At 45.6% G+C, this 17,002-nt stretch carries 14 protein-coding genes and 1 pseudogene; 5 read left to right on the plus strand and 10 right to left on the minus strand.

Translation table 11 applies throughout. From position 1 onward, the window contains the following. Window positions 1–66: 66 nt before the first annotated feature. Window positions 67–1,611 (minus strand): transcriptional regulator TyrR, encoded by a 1,545-nt coding sequence (gene tyrR / locus JYB87_RS12525; RefSeq protein WP_207353820.1) that lies wholly within the window; start codon window positions 1,609–1,611, stop codon window positions 67–69. Between the two features lie 376 nt (window positions 1,612–1,987). Between tyrR and galU the strand changes: the two genes are divergently transcribed. From galU to JYB87_RS12550, 5 genes are all read left to right on the plus strand, one after another. Beyond that, window positions 1,988–2,893 (plus strand): UTP--glucose-1-phosphate uridylyltransferase GalU, encoded by a 906-nt coding sequence (galU, locus tag JYB87_RS12530; protein WP_207353821.1) that lies wholly within the window; start codon window positions 1,988–1,990, stop codon window positions 2,891–2,893. Between the two features lie 3 nt (window positions 2,894–2,896). After that, entirely contained in the window at window positions 2,897–3,913 is a 1,017-nt protein-coding gene (galE, locus tag JYB87_RS12535; RefSeq protein WP_207353822.1) for a UDP-glucose 4-epimerase GalE, read from the plus strand. 225 nt (window positions 3,914–4,138) lie between these two features. Next, entirely contained in the window at window positions 4,139–4,549 is a 411-nt protein-coding gene (locus tag JYB87_RS12540; protein WP_207353823.1) for a bactofilin family protein, read from the plus strand. 182 nt (window positions 4,550–4,731) lie between these two features. Next, on the plus strand, window positions 4,732–5,727 hold the full coding sequence (locus JYB87_RS12545; RefSeq protein ID WP_207353824.1) for a LysR family transcriptional regulator: 996 nt from the start codon (window positions 4,732–4,734) through the stop codon (window positions 5,725–5,727). A gap of 249 nt (window positions 5,728–5,976) precedes the next feature. Beyond that, complete coding sequence (locus tag JYB87_RS12550; protein ID WP_207353825.1) at window positions 5,977–8,256, plus strand: OmcA/MtrC family decaheme c-type cytochrome; 2,280 nt, start codon at window positions 5,977–5,979, stop codon at window positions 8,254–8,256. Window positions 8,257–8,601: 345 nt separating this feature from the next. Here the strand turns inward: JYB87_RS12550 and JYB87_RS12555 are convergent, their stop codons facing one another. The 9 genes and pseudogenes from JYB87_RS12555 to JYB87_RS12595 form a co-directional block, all read right to left on the minus strand. After that, entirely contained in the window at window positions 8,602–8,805 is a 204-nt protein-coding gene (locus JYB87_RS12555; protein ID WP_207353826.1) for a cold-shock protein, read from the minus strand. Window positions 8,806–9,145: 340 nt separating this feature from the next. After that, complete coding sequence (locus tag JYB87_RS12560) at window positions 9,146–9,814, minus strand: DUF2982 domain-containing protein (protein WP_207353827.1); 669 nt, start codon at window positions 9,812–9,814, stop codon at window positions 9,146–9,148. 9 nt (window positions 9,815–9,823) lie between these two features. Further along, window positions 9,824–10,615, minus strand: coding sequence for a YdcF family protein (locus JYB87_RS12565; RefSeq protein WP_207353828.1), 792 nt, complete (start codon window positions 10,613–10,615; stop codon window positions 9,824–9,826). A 49-nt stretch (window positions 10,616–10,664) separates the two neighbouring features. Continuing rightward, window positions 10,665–11,567, minus strand: coding sequence for a fructokinase (gene mak / locus JYB87_RS12570; RefSeq protein WP_207353829.1), 903 nt, complete (start codon window positions 11,565–11,567; stop codon window positions 10,665–10,667). Further along, window positions 11,564–12,403 (minus strand): 3'(2'),5'-bisphosphate nucleotidase CysQ, encoded by an 840-nt coding sequence (gene cysQ / locus JYB87_RS12575; RefSeq protein WP_228729860.1) that lies wholly within the window; start codon window positions 12,401–12,403, stop codon window positions 11,564–11,566. Before cysQ ends, mak begins: the two co-directional genes overlap by 4 nt. Before the next feature lie 5 nt (window positions 12,404–12,408). Continuing rightward, window positions 12,409–13,155 carry a phosphatase gene (locus JYB87_RS12580; protein WP_207353831.1) on the minus strand — a complete coding sequence of 249 codons (747 nt, stop codon included), beginning with the start codon at window positions 13,153–13,155 and terminating at the stop codon, window positions 12,409–12,411. A 214-nt stretch (window positions 13,156–13,369) separates the two neighbouring features. Beyond that, window positions 13,370–14,526 (minus strand): IS3 family transposase gene (locus tag JYB87_RS12585; protein WP_207353773.1). Its coding sequence is split into 2 segments (ribosomal slippage): window positions 13,370–14,289 and window positions 14,289–14,526, totalling 1,158 coding nucleotides; the frame shifts between segments, so codons are not numbered across the junction. Between the two features lie 316 nt (window positions 14,527–14,842). After that, window positions 14,843–15,807: pseudogene (locus JYB87_RS12590) on the minus strand (IS3 family transposase); the annotation flags it as partial. Window positions 15,808–16,069: 262 nt separating this feature from the next. Beyond that, window positions 16,070–16,831 (minus strand): XRE family transcriptional regulator, encoded by a 762-nt coding sequence (locus tag JYB87_RS12595; protein ID WP_207353832.1) that lies wholly within the window; start codon window positions 16,829–16,831, stop codon window positions 16,070–16,072. Window positions 16,832–17,002 lie beyond the last annotated feature (171 nt).

Below are 17,002 nucleotides of genomic sequence, written 5' to 3' on the forward strand. Positions count from 1 at the left end.
TGCTCGACCGGCCACCCTGAATGATTTCATTCAACCCAACATCATTCAGAGGTGGCCTTTTTTAGGCTACTTATTGGGTTTATTAATCCCATATTCGCGCAATTTGTTAGCTATTGCGGTATGAGATACACCCAGTTTTTTCGCCAGTTGTCGTGTACTTGGGTAAGTAGGATACAAACGCCGCAGTAAACTCGATTCAAACTTCTTCATCGCTTGATCGAGTGAACCATCAAAATCAGCATCAAAATAACCTTGCCCTTCTTCATACGATGGCAGTTTTAACTGCTCCACGGTAAGTTCAGTCGACGAACCGTCCCACATCGAAACCGCTCGGAATATGGCATTTTTTAACTGTCGCACGTTACCGGGCCATGCATAGGCTTGCAGGAAAGTCCGGCATTTTGCGGAGATGCGTTTGACTGGGCAAGACAGCTGCTGGGAGTAATGCTCTAAGAACATTTCTGCAAGCGGCAGAATATCAGCGCGGCGTTCACGTAATGCTGGCAGATGGAATCCCAACACATGGATACGGTAATAAAGATCTTCTCTAAACTTCCCTTCTTGGCAACGTTTAGCCAGATTCTCTTGTGTAGAGCAGATGATACGAATATCTGGGCGAATATCCTCTTCCCCACCCACCCGGCGGAAACTGCCATCTTGAAGTAATCGCAGCAGTTTTACTTGCGCTGAGTTGGTCATCTCAGCGACTTCATCTAAAAACACTGTGCCGCCTTTGGCCTCTTCGAAAAAGCCCTGCTTGGTCAATTTGCCATTGCTTACATAACCAAATAGCTCTTCTTCTACCGCACTATCAGGAATAGCGGCACAATTGATTGCGACGAACGGCTTTTCTCGTCGCAGGCTGGCATCATGACATGCGCGCGCCATCATCTCCTTGCCAGTACCAGTTTCGCCGGTGATTAACAACGGTGCATCAAGTTGTGCAATCCGCTGCGCTTGCTTCACAATTTCTTGCAGCTTTTCACTGGCAGCTAAAACGTTTTCAAAGCCTTTGTAACGACGTTGCAACGCATTGAATTGCTTACCAACACGATCAGGCGTTTTCAAGGTGATAACCGCGCCCGCGAGTAAACATTGTTGTTCATCTTCGGGGAGTTCGATGGGTAACATCTCGGCGAGGTACTCATCATTGCCGATATGCACGCGAGCCGTTTGGCCAATAACCGCAGATTCGCTCATCCAACGGGCGAAGTTAAAGCCCTGAACCCAGTGGTTCAATGGCTCATCAGCCACTTCATGTTCTTGCATCCCCAACATGAATAATGCGGCTTCATTTACAAAGCGAATTTTGCCTTTTGCATCAATAGAAAAGACGCCGTCAGGCAGTGTCTTCAGTAATGTTTTAAGGGCGTAACGCTCCTGCTCTGATGGCATAACGGCAACAGTTCGCACATCATGAACACCGTCCACTTTACGGACTTGGGGCATTAATTCTTTTAGGGTTTCAAAGGGGACTTCGGCAAACTGCAAATACAGACATCCTTTGGTCATAGCATCAATAGACACAAGGTTGATGCTATAACGTTCGAGGACCGTCAAAATATCCTTGGCCACACCTACTCTGTCGAGGCAAGTGACTTCCAACCGCATAAACGTTTCTCTTATTTTATTCTCGTTTTGGGATTTCCAGCCGCAGGACAAAAGATATGCCAACGACTATTGCTATAAGGTAGAAGTTTAACACAGATGTGGCAAGTCAGGTTTACACTCCAGTACAAATATGTGGCCAATTTTTAGCCACTCAAAACACCATCCTCAACTATTCCTAACCATGAGTACTGCGCCTTTGTTAAATAGCCTTGTTAACAAATGGTGAACTGCTGGCGAAATCATGTTTAATCATGATTGGGAATAGCGATTTTTATGGTAAACGAACGAATGGCTTGTCGAATCGTGGTAATAGTTTGCCATTGAGATACAATTACCTCATTTACAACTACACCATTTACCCCCGAAAAGGACGTCTATGAAGTCAAGTACCATTCGAAAGGCAGTCATCCCTGTTGCCGGCCTCGGCACCCGCATGCTGCCCGCCACAAAAGCTATTCCAAAAGAGATGCTGCCGGTCGTTGATCGCCCTTTAATCCAATACGTCGTGAATGAAGCGATTGCTGCTGGCATTAAAGAGATTGTGCTGGTCACTCACGCCAGTAAAAACTCGATTGAAAACCACTTTGATACCAGTTTTGAATTAGAGACCCAGTTAGAACGTCGTGTTAAACGTCAGCTATTAAACGAAGTTCAATCAATCTGCCCTGATGATGTCACTATTATCAGTGTGCGTCAGTCGCAAGCGAAAGGACTCGGCCATGCCATCCTTTGTGCGCAGTCAGTTGTTGGTGATAACCCATTCGCAGTAATTTTGCCAGACGTGCTGATCGATGATGCCAGTTGCGACCTAAAACAAGACAACTTGGCGTCTATGGTGCGCCTGTTCGATGAAACTGGCCACGGCCAAATCATGGTTGAAGGTGTACCAGAAGACATGGTCAATCAATACGGTATCGCCGACGTCAATGGTCACGAGTTACATCCAGGCGGCTCAGCGCCTTTAGAACAATTAGTTGAAAAGCCAAAGATTGACGAAGCACCATCAAATCTTGCCGTAGTAGGACGCTATGTCCTGCCAGCCGACATTTGGTCGCTGCTTGCTAAAACTCCGCTAGGAGCCGGTGGCGAAATTCAGTTAACCGATGCGATTGCGATGCTGATGGAATCACAACAAGTAGACGCTTACTACATGCTGGGTAAAAGTCATGACTGCGGTAACAAACTCGGTTACATGCAAGCAATCATCGAGCATGCAGTGCGTCATAAAGAAGTTGGTGATGAATTTGTGACTTACTTAAAAGAGTTTGTAGGGAAACTTTAAGCCATGACAGTATTAGTGACAGGTGGTGCAGGATATATTGGAAGCCACACACTCGTCGAGTTACTAAACAACAATTACCAAGTCGTTGTTGTTGATAACCTTTGTAATTCATCAGTTGAATCATTACATCGGGTAGAAAAAATAACAGGAAAATCCATCCCTTTTTACCGAGGTGATGTATTAGATAAATCGTTATTAGTTGATGTAATGACGTCTCATAATGTCATTTCGGTCATTCATTTTGCAGGGTTAAAAGCCGTTGGTGAGTCTGTTGCTAAGCCAATTAAGTACTACCAAAATAACGTAGCTGGTAGTTTGGTATTATTAGAGGCAATGACTGAGGCAAACGTGTTTAACTTAGTTTTCAGCTCCTCTGCAACTGTTTATCGCGAATCTGCAATTCAGCCATTAAAGGAAGATTTTCCATTAGGAACCACAAATCCTTATGGACAGTCAAAATTAATGGTAGAGAACATTCTGGAAGACCTTTCTCACGCAGATAAACGATGGAATATCGCTCGGTTACGTTATTTCAATCCTGTTGGTGCACATGAAAGCGGAATGATTGGAGAAGATCCTAATGACATTCCTAACAACCTAATGCCCTTCATCTCACAAGTGGCCATAGGTAAGCGTAACGTTCTAAGCATCTTTGGAAATGATTACCCAACAGTTGATGGAACAGGTGTTAGAGATTACATCCATGTTGTCGACTTAGCTGATGGACACGTAAAAGCACTCGCTAAGCTTGCACAAGCACCGGGGCTGATTACCTGTAATTTGGGTACTGGCAAAGGTGTAAGCGTTCTGGAGATGCTAAAAGCTTATGAACAAGCCAGTGGTAAAGAAATCGCTCATCAGTTTGTTGCACGACGAGCTGGGGATATCGCTGAATACTTTGGAGATCCTAGCCTAGCAAAAGAACTCCTACAATGGGAGGCTAAGCACACGCTCGAAGATATCGTTTCTTCTAGCTGGAAGTGGCAATCGCAAAATCCTAATGGGTACCACGGTTCCTAAACCAGTCTTTATTTTATTGAATTTAAAGCGCCCGACGAGTAGTCGAGCGCTTTCTTATTCAACCGAGTACATCGCAGTCTATAGCCTAATTTCTACTACATATTCCAATTCGCCAATATTCAAGCGCTGCGCCAATTATTAATTGTTTTTTTATCGTAAGGTTATCGGTAACATCTGACGTCTAAACCGCAACAAATCCTATAACAATTACATACGGTGGTCGTGATGTTTGGAAGCAAACCTAAAAAATCAGAAATTACCTATATAGCCAAAGGGACCAGTGTCACAGGTACCATGTATTTTGATGGAGACACGCTGGTTTCTGGTTCTCTTCAAGGGGATATTCACGCCGATTGCGGCATATCAATCGAGCCCAATGGCATCATTGATGGTCAGTTAAGATGTGTTGAACTGAAAGTTTCAGGCGTTTTTCGAGGCAAAGTCAGCTGTGAAAAGCTGATTATCACCGAAAGTGGTACTGTCGAAGGGGAAGTCTTTAGTACTAGCATGGAGATATTCGAAGGTGGCCAGTTTATCGGTGTTCGCGTTAAAGAACAGGTAAACCTCCTGGATGAGGTGCCATCACTTCTAAAAAATGCTACTCCAACGCAAAAATTGAGTTTTGAGACGGATTAAAATTCGGCCGGCAGAATTGCAGCCAGGTGTGACCATCATCGCATTTCTGCCACAATTTCTCATTTTAAATCCATCAAATAGCGATTATCACAGTTAAACGCCATAAGATTGTTTAGCATTAGGTGAGATACGAAACTTTTTTAACTTACCAGAAGCCACCTTTTCTAGGCTGAACAATATTTATGACCAGCAGACTCCTTAAGCAATTGTGTGAGTTAGATATTTTTACGCTAATGGTGTTTAAGAATATCTATGAAACAGGGCACGCCAATATCACAGCACGGGAACTCTCAGTTTCCGCGCCGAAAATTAGTCGCTGCTTAAGCGCCTTGCGCATGGCGTTTGACGATGAGCTCTTTTACCGCCGCCAACAGAAACTGAAAGCAACTCCGCTGGCTGAAACCCTCTACCATCCAGTTTGCGATTTTATTCAAACTGTCTACCAACTCGAGCAACAAGCCAAAAGCAGTAAAGACTGTCGAGCCGATGGCTGTTTGCATATTGCGGTAGGCTATGGACTTATGTCGGCACTATCCCATGTGCTTGGACAAACCGACATAAAAGCCCGCCTCGGGAAAGTACGTTTGTATAAGTGGCAAGATGAATCCGCAGATTTGATCCACAGTGGCGAATTGGATCTGGGGATCACCTTAGAGCAAGTGGATAACCAAGAGCTCATCAGTACAAGCCTTGGGGAAGTTCAAGAGCTAGGGTTTATCTGTCGCGAAGACCATGTTCTTTGGCGCAATTATCCTAAAATATCCATCGAAGATATTGCTCGACATCCATTTGTTTATCTTACGATTAGAGGCTTTAACGAGCGTATCGATCCTCTCGAACTCTATTGCCAACAAGAAAACATTCCACTTAACGATATTGAGTGCATAGAAGATATTGAAGAGTGGTACGCCCACCTACTCACTATGGACAGTGTTGCCTTTGCACCAGCCACAGAACTTTGTCACATTGAGCAAGTAACTGGGTTACGTTGTGCGGTATTGCCTCCGGCCGAAGTCGATAAACTGCATCGCACAATTTCAATGCCAGCGTACAATATTATCGAGAAATCAGAAAATTACCGAAGGTACAACGAAAGCCAAAGACAGTTGCTGGTCGATATCATTTCGCGTCTATTAGACTTCCAGAATAAAGAAGATTTACGCCAGTTCGGCACATAATTATGCAGTCAAATTTCAGACACTAGTGCGGGGTACTTTCCCCTCTAGTGTCTGAAAGTCTGATGACAGTCTCACTTATAATCCTATATTACGTTTTATAAAATTACACATTTCATTTTTTGAAATTTCCATATTCCTTTCTTAACCCATAATTCACAAATCGAACATCTATTAACTCTATACCCACAAAGAAATAGTTATATTTAATGTACTGCAAAAGCAGTCAATATAATTTCAACAAGGGACGCAATGATGAAAAATCATAATATGTCATTACTGGCGCTGATGCTGTCCGGTATGCTGGCATTAACCGCTTGCGGTGATGGTAGCGACGGTGCAGACGGTGCTGCTGGTGCTCCAGGCGCTAATGGTGCAGACGGTGCTGATGGCGCAGATGGTGCAAACGGCCTGAACGCAGGTGAAGTAGTATCAACTGTATATTCAGCTGGTGACGTAACCTTTACCATCGATCCAGCAGAAAATACTCTGGCGGGTAGCGATGCATTCGTACTGAAGTTTAAAGCTACTGCTCTTAACCAAGCGGGTGAAGTTAAGCCTTTGTCTGGCTTAGATTTGATCCGTGTATACTCAGTAACTGCAATGCCTAATGCGACCAATGATGGTCCATCAGTATTCTGGCAAAGCAACGGTACCGTATACTGTACTCCAGAAGGCATGCGTGGCACTGCTGAAGCATGTACATTGACTGAAGATCCAGCTAACCCAGGTAGTTATACTGGTACTTGGGCACATGAAGGTAACGCACCTATCATGAGCGCAGCTGATGATCTAAGTGCTCCACATCGCGTTATGGTTCGTGTTTACAACATGACCGACGCTGATGGTAATGCAATCAGTGAAAAAATCCTGCCAAGCATCGATTACATTCCAGCGACTGGTGAACTTGCCACAGCAACAGGCAAAGACACTGTTGCAGATGCTGCTTGTAAACAATGTCACGGTGAAAGCGAAGCTACTGGTAAGATCGCTAACATCGGTGCGCACGGTAACTACCAAAGCGTAGAAAACTGTATCTTCTGTCACAACCCAGCAAGACAGCCAAGCGAAACACAAGCTGCTGAAGGTTATGTATTTGACCTGCCAGCGATGATTCACCGTATCCACGGTGGCGCGCACTTAGCTGAACTGGCGCAATACGGTTTCATTCAAGCTGAAGAATGGTCAGAAATTGGCTATCCAGCACCATTAAATGAATGTACTGTTTGTCACAGCGCAGACGAAGGCAAAACTACTTGGAATGATGAACCAACACGCGCTGCTTGTACTGGTTGTCACACCAACATCAACTTTGCTACCGGTCAAGGCCATGCTGAATTCCAACTGGCTCAAGCTGATGATTCTCAATGTTCATTCTGTCACTCAAGTGGTGGCTTAGCTCCTGTTAATGCACACCGCGTAGGTGAACGCAAAGAACTGGCTAGCTTGGTTCAAATCGACTTCACCGGTGCAAGCGTTGCGGCTGGTACTCTGACTGTAACTGCTGACGTAACCGTGAACGGTGCTCTGTCATCAGATCTGTCTGTACTGGGTGTTGCTGCAACTCTGATGGGTAATGTGGATGACAACGGTGCGGTACATCGTTGGGCTGCACGTCCTGCTTTGACTGCTGGTACCTTCTCTGACACTGGTAAACTGGTTCTGACTCGTGCCGTAACTCCAGAAGAAGCAACTGGTACTATCTATGTAGGTACTGAAGCGACTTTCTGTGTGGCTACTAACCTGCAAGCTGCAACTTGTGATGCAACTCAATCACGTGCTTACGGTAACCCAGTTGAAGTTGTACACGGTAGCCCTGTGTTCTCTACTGCAATCGGTGTAACTGCTGAAACTAAGTTCTTTGACTTAGACACCGCAGCTGCAGACGATGAAGGTACCTCCGCTCGTTTCGCAGGTGGTGCTCAACTCACTGTATCTGAAGCTAAGTGTGAAGCTTGCCATAACAACCTTGACGTAACCAAAGGCGCAGGCCATGGCGTGTACAAGTTCACTCAATGTATGGACTGTCACAACAATGACTACGCGGGTTCTTACCATCCAAATGCGTTCTATGTTGATGCTGAAGGCAACCAAGCAGTTAAAGCTATCACTGCATTCCGTAACCGTGATTTGGTAACTGTAGTTCACCGCTATCACTCAGGTAACTTCGACGTGGTTGAAGGCGTACACTCAGCAATCAACTCTCGCACTGGTGCAATGGAAGTTGTTGGTTTCCCTGGTGTTCAAGGCGACTGTACCGCATGTCACACTGGTAGCAACCTGTTTGCTGCAGACGGTGGTCTGGCTTCTGGTAAACGTTCTATCGCTGTAACCGGCGGTTACATCAGCCCAGTTGCTGAATCATGCCGTGCATGTCACGTTAGCGAAGCAGCTCTGGCTCACTTCAAGTCTAACGGTGCAACTACTGCTGATGCTCCAGACACAGCAGTTAACCTGCCAGTTGAATCTTGCTCAACTTGTCACGGTGAAGGCAAAACTTACGGTATCGACAAGGTACACGTGAAGTTCTAATCACTAAGTGAATAGTTCTGATGATAAAGGGCCTCTCGAGGCCCTTTTCTTTTGCCTATCCATCTTAAAATTAACTATTACACAATGGCGAAGTACGCCGCTAACGCTGATATTCCGGAATATCCAAAACGTCACTAGACGATGGGGAACAAGTGAGCTGGCAAGCGAAACATCGACTGACGCCTGCTTATGTCGATAATGGGCTTATGAAACTCGGGGGAAAAATTGAAGCAGTTTGCAGCAAGCGATCTTGGCGCTACTGATGGCCTGCTGAAGGCATCAATAAAAAACCCGCGTAGGATCACCGCGGGTCTTTCTGATATGGCTATGGATAGATAACGATATTTATAACGGCTTGACGTTAACCGCACATGGACCTTTTTGGCCCTTACCGATTTCAAATTCCACTTTCTGGCCATCATTAAGTGATTTATAGCCATCCATTTTAATTTCCGAATGATGAACGAACAAATCTTTGCCACCATCATCTGGAGTAATAAACCCGAAGCCTTTATCTCCGTTGAACCACTTAACTTTACCTGTACTCATCGTTTCAATCTTCTTTTTGGTGAACTATGACTGACAAATCTTGCTATCACCATGACAAAAAATGCCTTAATTCAGGAATTAAATCTGAGCCTTAGTGGCGTTTGTTACTATAGAACTCTCCACCGTAACCTGCAATAAGCAGACCTATCCTTTTACTACGATTGGACATTCATGAATTTTGACCAACAAGATAACATCGAATATTTAAACAAGCTGATATCAAACCAATATTAACAGAATGACGATGGCGGCAGGCGCTGAGCTAAATTTGGCGATCTAGCTGGAACCCTTAGTAACTCAGTACAGTTGCTCAGTTGTTCTCAATGCTTAATTGGCAACATCAATCAACAAATCGCCGTTCATTCCACACCTTGCGCAACAGGCTTAGGAACTCTTGCGGTGAGTTTTCAACAAATTCGGAAGGAAAATAAAGATGATATCCGAGATACTTGTCGAGTGTCAGACAACGTCGCCCGAACATTGAAAGTAGCCCGCGGTAACGATCACCATTAACTACTAGCGGCTTAAATTCGGCGCTTAAATACTGCTCTAACGCGTTTAAGTCCTCATCGTTGGCCAACGCCGTCATGGCAAGTGAACGCTGCTCCGACAGCAGCCCAGACGCTAAGCGAGGGGAAATATTATCAAGAATCGGATTAATGGCCTGCAGCTTAACGCCAATAAATGGCAGTTCAATTTGATCTAAACCGCGTTGAACGCGCGGAAAATCGAGCCGCTGAATGTTGCGCCATTCGATAAACATAGAGCCGCGGCGATGAAAATAACGCAGGCCGTCACTTTCTAACGCCATGAGCACAGCAGGCTCATACTGCTTCGCAACGCCGATAACCAGCGCTACAGCACCGAGCACAAACAGCACCAAGGCAACATAAAACAGGGATTTCACACCTAGAAACAAGGCAAACGCAATAATCAGCGCGCTTGCCCCGGCTACGGTAAGTGTTAGTGCGTTACGTCGAGAAGTGGAATAGATCTCTATGGTCTGCACCGGAGCTCCTTAGAACCCTAGCAACATGCGAATGCGCAGCCAAACTGTACCCATATATTCGTGCATCGCCTTGGCAGAGTTATCGAGGTTTTCAGTAGATAAGCGCCACCAATGGTCTTGCCGACCTAAAAAGTCTGTCGGTGCAGCGACAGGATCAAAGCCGAGGCCGACAAAGATTTCCATCGCACGCGGCATGTGACTCGCCGAGGTCACCACAAATAGCTTACGCCCGCCAACCACTTCATCGCCAACATCAGTTGCCGAGGCACCGAATGTCTGTCGAAGCGCCAACGCTTCTTCGATGGTATCTTTCGCTTCATCAAGTGTGAGAATACGCGCGGGATCAGCGCCCATTTCGACAGCAGCTTGCTTCATCTCAGCAGCGTGCGAAGTATGATTCGAACCACCGCCTGTCCAACCGCTGAGCACTAACATACAGTCTTTGGAAGCCGCCTTTTTAACCAAGGCGACACCTTCTGTAAGACGCGCTAATGCAGTTGTTGACAGTTGATGGCGGGCTTCACCTTTGATGCCATCATCATGGCCAGAGCCTAATACCATCACTACACAACTATGCGGCATCGGTTTATCATAAACCGCGAATTGCTGTTCCAACGGCCACAGTAACCAGTAGCTGCCAAAGCTGCTTGCCAACATCCCCAACCAGAGTATCGATGCCACGATTAAACTCTTGGCTAACTTAGGCCGGCGACCAAACTGCCACAATGCTACCAGCAGCAAAATCACCGCAAACGGTACTGGCATAAACATTTGAGAGAATACTTTTTTCAGCAAAAACATCGTTCAGGTAATCTCTTAGTTGGGAATGTCGTTTAGAGTGTGTAACTTCTTACAAAGGCCACAACCACGCAGCTCCACGTACACCAGATGAACCGCCATGAACATTCTTCACAATTGGCGTTTCACTCTCGCGACCAACAACATAACTCGCAACGCGCGCTGGCAACTCTGGATAGATCGCATCGACAGCTGACATTCCACCGCCTAATACAATCACATCTGGATCCATGATATTGATCATTTGTGCCAAACTGCGCGCCAGACGATCAAGGTAGCGTTCAAAAGTAGCGATTGCACCGGCATGGTTCTCAGCGATCAGAGCGGTGATATCTTGCCCGGTTTCCACCTGTAACTCAGGGTGGCGTTCGTTAAAATCTCTTACGAAGCCAGTACCTGAAATGTAGTTTTCAATGCAGTCGTAGTTGCCGCAGAAGCATTTCGTTGAACGGAACTCTTCAGGCTCCATCCATGGCAATGGCGTGTGCCCTACTTCACCCGCAATACCATTACCGCCCGTATGTACTTGGCCATTTACAGCGATTCCAGCACCACAGCCAGTACCAATAATCAGCCCAAGGACAAAACCTTTACCAGCGGCAGCACCATCAACGGCTTCAGACACGGCAAAGCAGTTAGCGTCGTTAGCGACACGCACTTCGCGATCAAGTAATTCACCGAGGTCTTTATCGAGTGGATGGCCGTGCAACCAAACAGAATTGCCGTTCTTCACCAATCCAGTGAAAGGAGAAACAACACCTGGGATGCCGACACCTAAGCTACATTTTTCACCTAGTTCAGCTTCAGCCATGTTGACCAATTGAGCAATGGTAGTCAGAGTGCCCGGGTAATCATGGGCAGAAGGTTCACGGTGACGGTAAAGTTCAGTTCCATCTTCTGCCAGAGCAACGATCTCTGTCTTAGTTCCACCTAAGTCAATTCCCAATCTAATCATGGAGTATCCTCAATCCAACCTGGCCTGTAGGCAATGAACCAGGGGTTTTCTAATTCAGGCTTAGTATTGTATCGCAGCGGTGAATGACTGTTGTGAAGGTAAACACAACCACCCGCCGCAGATAAAATTGCATGAGCAGCAGCAATATCCCACTCATGCGTAGCGCCGAGTCTAGGATAAATATCAGCCTCGCCGCTCGCAAGGAGGCACATCTTCAACGAACTCCCCACTTCACGCAAGTGAAAATCTTTGAATTCGCTCAAAAAGCCAGCAAGCCCAGGCGTTATATGCGAGCGGCTAGCAAGAATCACTGCTTTTCTAGGCTCAGAAAGACGTTTTAGAGGCTGTCGTACGTTTAAAATTGTGTCAATTGAAGGAGGTTCTTTCGCACTATCTTGCTGAAACTCCCACGCCCCGTGATCTTTCATACCAAAGAAACAGCGCCCTAATGCCGGCGCATAAACCACACCCGCAATAGGTACATTATCAACAATCAAAGCAATGTTGACAGTAAACTCTCCGTTTCGCTTGATGAACTCTTTCGTGCCATCAAGCGGATCTATTAACCAATAACATGACCAATGTTGTCTTGTCTCCCAGCCAATCTCAGCAGACTCCTCTGATAAAACCTCAATGTTTGGGAATTGCTGCGTCAGCGCATTAACAATGCTGTGGTGACTCGCGAGATCTGCCGCAGTTAACGGGGTACTGTCTTGCTTGGTTTCAATATCTAGGGTTGACTGATGATAAAACGGCATTATCGCCTGCCCCGCGTGCAGTGCAATCTGAACCACGGTTAACAGCTGTGTTTCGGTTAAGGTATCAACTGCTGGCATTAGCATCACTCAGCAAAATGACGTAAAAACACATCCAAGGTTTGATGGCCGCGCTGTGTTAAAAATGTGAGCAGTTGCATTGGGCTATTGTTTAGCAATCGATCGCGGGGATAGTCGGCAGCATCAATAATACTCAATGATTGTTCGAAGCCGCCGAGAGTGAACGCGACATGAGAATCTGAGCCCATCACCAACTGTGCATCATAAAGTTTGGCTAGTTTGGCAATAGCTAAGCAGTTGGCCTCGCTGCCTTTACGTGAATGGAGAAACGAGGAGTTGTTGATCTCAAGTGCGACATTATACTCTGCCGCCGCTTTAACCACCGCGTGTTGATCAATTGGGTAACGGGTATTGCCTGGATGGGTAATTACATCCACTTTGCCACTACCAATACAATTCACTAGCGCGGCGGTGTTGGATTCACAATCAGCAGGTGCCAACACCGGCTCGTGCAAACCGGCCAGCACAATATCCAACTGCGCGAGATAGTCACCAAAGAAATCGATATCGCCGTCAACACTTTTGATGTTGGCTTCAATACCACGCAGTATCCCTACGCCATCAACAATACGGGGGATCACCGTCATATTCACAAAGTGCCAGAAGTGTGGCGCATCCGCCATAGCAGGGCCATGATCGGTCAGCGCAAACAGCTGTAATCCACGATTTTTAGCTTCAGCTAAATAATCATGAACCGTACTGTAAGCATGAGTAGATGCTACGGTGTGAGCGTGAATATCAACAGGATACATAAGGACCTTTATAGCATAATATCAACGCCATAAGTCTACACGATTAAATGCGCATTTCCGAAAAAGCTATGGGGAGTATATTCATCGAAATTTAACGCGCGATAGATGTTGATTAATGAATGATCTTGATAGTTATATAGACTACGATGAAACCTCTAAAATCTAAGCTTGGCGGAATTGAGTTAAATGCATTGCGAGTTCTTTTGAATCGCCACTACTTCACTAGACGACTTTTAGCCTCATTAAAATACTGACGTTCATATTCTAGCGGTGATAGCCCATCATTGGAACTATGCTGTCGTTTTGGGTTGTAAAACATCTCAATATAATTAAACACATCCATCTTTGCGTCGTCCCTTGTCGCATAGATTTTTAGCTTAATTCGTTCACGTTTCAGCAGTTGAAAGAAGCTCTCGGCTACGGCGTTATCATGGCAATTGCCTCGACGGCTCATGCTACCTTCCAAGCCATGAGCACTTAAAAATTCATTCCAATCATGGCTGGTGTATTGGCTTCCCTGATCTGAATGAACCAGCACTTTGCCATCAGGTTTACGACGCCATACCGCCATTAATAAAGCATCTAGCGCGAGCTCTTTGGTGATACGACTGCCCATTGACCAACCAATAATGCGACGTGAGAACAAGTCCATCACTGCGCCAAGATAGAGCCAACCTTCATGTGTTTTGATATAGGTAATATCCGTCACCCACGCTTTGTTCGGCGCTAAGGGGTTAAATTGCCGTTCTAAACGATTTGGTGTTACAACATGCTGCTCACCACTACGAGCTCTAGGCTTGCGATAACCAACTTGTGCTCGCAATCCCGCTCGCTGCATCAGGCGATGTACGCGATTAATACCGCATTGCTCACCAAGATCACGCAGATCTCGATGAAGTTTGCGGTATCCATAGACGCCACCAGACTCAAGCCAACACTGTTTGAGTTGACCTGTAAGTCGTTCATTGTCACGTTGTCGCTTCGACTTTGCGCAGCTCCTCCACGCGTAATACCCGCTCGGATGAACATCAAATAGCTGACACAGTTGTCGTACAGAGTGGCTGTGATGATGCTCTTGGATAAAGGCGTATCTTACTCGGGGTGGCTTGCGAAGTACGCCGCGGCTTTTTTTAACAGGTCACGTTCTTCAGTAACGCGCTTAAGCTCTTTTTGTAGTCGTCGAATTTCGGCGGACTCAGCAGATTGCTGAAGGTGTTCCTTGGAATCAGGACCATAGCGCTTAATCCAGGCATAAAGACTGTGAGTGGTAGTACCTAAACGCTGAGCAACATCAGCAACAGAATGACCGGCAACAGTAACTTGCTTTACTGCTTCGATTTTGAATTGTTCGGGGTAACGTTTATGGCTCATGGACACCTCTTTTTTAGCTAGTTTATCTAACTAAAAGGTGTCTAGGAAATCAGTGGCGATTCATTTAGAATCAACGGGGTTTGAATAATAGTAGCCATGAAGCTGATCACACTCTATTGATGCCAAATACTCAAATTCTTCCTAAATGTGGGTATGATAACTGTTTGAACTACATTGCTAAATTCATACAATAAGACTACACACAAGTTTCGTTCATCAATATACTGTCTTCTTAAATATCAATCAGTTTTGATGTAATCATGACCATTGACGAAACTCCTCACTTTGATCTGATCCAGTAATAGTGGACACTTTGCTAAGCACTATTTTTTAATTCAAAGTTTTCTGGGCTCAAATAACCAAGAGCACTATGCCGTCTGGTCCGATTGTAATCAACCTCAATGTACTCAAATACAGCTTGTCTCATTTGATCTCGTGTCATGAGAGGCTCATCTTGCAGCGCTTCAACCTTTAATGTGTGGAAGAAGCTTTCCACGCAGGCATTATCCCAACAATTTCCTTTACGGCTCATGCTTTGTACTAACTGATGTTTCTGAAGCAAAGCACGGTAATCATTTGCGCAGTATTGGCTGCCTCGGTCGCTATGGACAATCACGCCGGTAGGAAAGCTTCGGCGGAATAAAGCCATCCTCAATGCATCACAAACAAGCTCCGATGTCATTCTGCTTGCCATCGACCAACCCACCACTGTGCGAGAGTAAAGGTCAATGATTACAGCCAGATATAGCCATCCTTCGTTGGTGTACAGATACGTGATGTCGCCAGCCCACTTCAGGTTCGGCGCATTTGCAGTAAAGTTCTGCTCTAGCAAATTAGGTGCGACTGGATGCTTGTGGTTGCTGTCGGTCGTTACCTTAAATTTCTTCGCTGCCTTTGGCACTAAACACTGCCGTGACATGCTGTCCATAATGGTTTTGATATCCGCCTTACAGTCATTATCCGCTAAATCTTGCTGAATACGCCGTGCGCCATTGCGCTTCTTGGAATCGTCAAAAGACGCTTTAATCAGCACATCACGGGCCGCACGCTTAATCGCTCTTGGGCTCAGCGTCATGCCGTTCTGCCGCCAGGTGTAATACCCACTACGCGATACCTTGAGTACCTCCACCATTCGCTTGAGAGAAAAACGGTGCTGATGCTCGAGGATGAACTCAAATCTGGCTACTTTTGGTTCTTCGCGAAGTAGGTGGCCGCCTTTTTTAGGATGGCCAAATCTTCCGCTTGTTCAGCAAGTTGGCGTTTAAGCCTTGCGACCTCAGCAGTGTATAGGGTCTTAAGTATTGATAAATGAACAAAGAAACCGAGAACAAACGAGAAAAGCTGAAAATTCGTGAGATCGATTTCCTTGGAAAGCCTATATATCAAGGCTTAGCGACGATACATGCTTAGGCGGTAGTGAGTTAAAAACCGAGAAGATCTGAAAAATCGAGATTTGATCAATGAGGCGCAGTCAAACGGTTTGCGCCTTTTATTTTGATAAATTCATAAATCCTACAACTTGGCTTTAAAAGGTCTTTAAAAGCTATTCACCAACGTCACGAGAAATATGCACCACCTGTCCAATGATTTCAAACTGCCCCTGCTCTGTCATAGGGATCTCAATTGGAGGATATAGCTTGTTCTCACTGAGTAAAAGCCATGAGCCAGGCTTGACCTGAATACGCTTAACCCACACTTGATCGCCGTTGCGGATCACGTAGATGTTGCCATCTTTAGGTTGCTTATGGCCAGTGTGAACAACCAGCGTGCTTTTATTGGGGATGGTTGGTTCCATGCTGTCACCGTTAGCCATTACCACTGCCAAGTCGTGTTCATCAAAGCCGCGCCATTTCAACCATCTGCGACGAAACGCTAAATGCTTCTGTGGGTACTCATCGCCAACAAAACTCCCATTACCTGCCGACACGGCCACTTGGTACACGGGGATCAACGCATATTCGTCTTGAAACTCTCGGTATAACGCCGCCTCAGTAGGCATCGTGTTATAGCTATAAGTTTTTGGTTCACTAAGTTCATACATCTGGCGTTCGCTAGCTATGGATGATTCATGATGCTTTGGGCCTTCCCCAGTCGCTAACCATTGAAGACTCACTCCCCCAGCCTTTGCCATTTCCACAACAGGTTCAATTGTTGGCTGACTTGCATTTGTGATGTACCGATATAGTTGAGATTCTGAAATTTCAACCATATTTGCAAGCTTTCGTTTGCCACCAACAAGCTCGCAAACTTCCAATATGCGAGATCCTATAGTCCCTTCCGAAACGGAACTTTGTTCCTTTCCCATTTAATCACCATTCTGAAAATTTCATTTATTTGATTTATAAAGGAAATATTTGCACAAGCGTGATGACTCTCATATGTGCAGAAAAGGATCTACACAATATGCTTGATTCTCTTTCATATATGGGATAATTTTAATTTGACGATTAAAAATCTCTCATAAGAGAAACAGCTA

The sequence above is a fragment of the Shewanella avicenniae genome, from assembly GCF_017354945.1.
Taxonomy (GTDB): domain Bacteria; phylum Pseudomonadota; class Gammaproteobacteria; order Enterobacterales; family Shewanellaceae; genus Shewanella; species Shewanella avicenniae.

Excerpts from the sequence above, each read along its gene's own strand:
- tyrR (WP_207353820.1), bottom strand. The coding sequence starts at position 1,611 with ATGCGGTTGGAAGTCACTTGCCTCGACAGAGTAGGTGTGGCCAAGGAT.
- galU (WP_207353821.1), top strand. The coding sequence starts at position 1,988 with ATGAAGTCAAGTACCATTCGAAAGGCAGTCATCCCTGTTGCCGGCCTC.
- galE (WP_207353822.1), top strand. The coding sequence starts at position 2,897 with ATGACAGTATTAGTGACAGGTGGTGCAGGATATATTGGAAGCCACACA.
- JYB87_RS12540 (WP_207353823.1), top strand. The coding sequence starts at position 4,139 with ATGTTTGGAAGCAAACCTAAAAAATCAGAAATTACCTATATAGCCAAA.
- JYB87_RS12545 (WP_207353824.1), top strand. The coding sequence starts at position 4,732 with ATGACCAGCAGACTCCTTAAGCAATTGTGTGAGTTAGATATTTTTACG.
- JYB87_RS12550 (WP_207353825.1), top strand. The coding sequence starts at position 5,977 with ATGATGAAAAATCATAATATGTCATTACTGGCGCTGATGCTGTCCGGT.
- JYB87_RS12555 (WP_207353826.1), bottom strand. The coding sequence starts at position 8,805 with ATGAGTACAGGTAAAGTTAAGTGGTTCAACGGAGATAAAGGCTTCGGG.
- JYB87_RS12565 (WP_207353828.1), bottom strand. The coding sequence starts at position 10,615 with ATGTTTTTGCTGAAAAAAGTATTCTCTCAAATGTTTATGCCAGTACCG.
- mak (WP_207353829.1), bottom strand. The coding sequence starts at position 11,567 with ATGATTAGATTGGGAATTGACTTAGGTGGAACTAAGACAGAGATCGTT.
- cysQ (WP_228729860.1), bottom strand. The coding sequence starts at position 12,403 with ATGCCAGCAGTTGATACCTTAACCGAAACACAGCTGTTAACCGTGGTT.
- JYB87_RS12580 (WP_207353831.1), bottom strand. The coding sequence starts at position 13,155 with ATGTATCCTGTTGATATTCACGCTCACACCGTAGCATCTACTCATGCT.
- JYB87_RS12595 (WP_207353832.1), bottom strand. The coding sequence starts at position 16,831 with ATGGGAAAGGAACAAAGTTCCGTTTCGGAAGGGACTATAGGATCTCGC.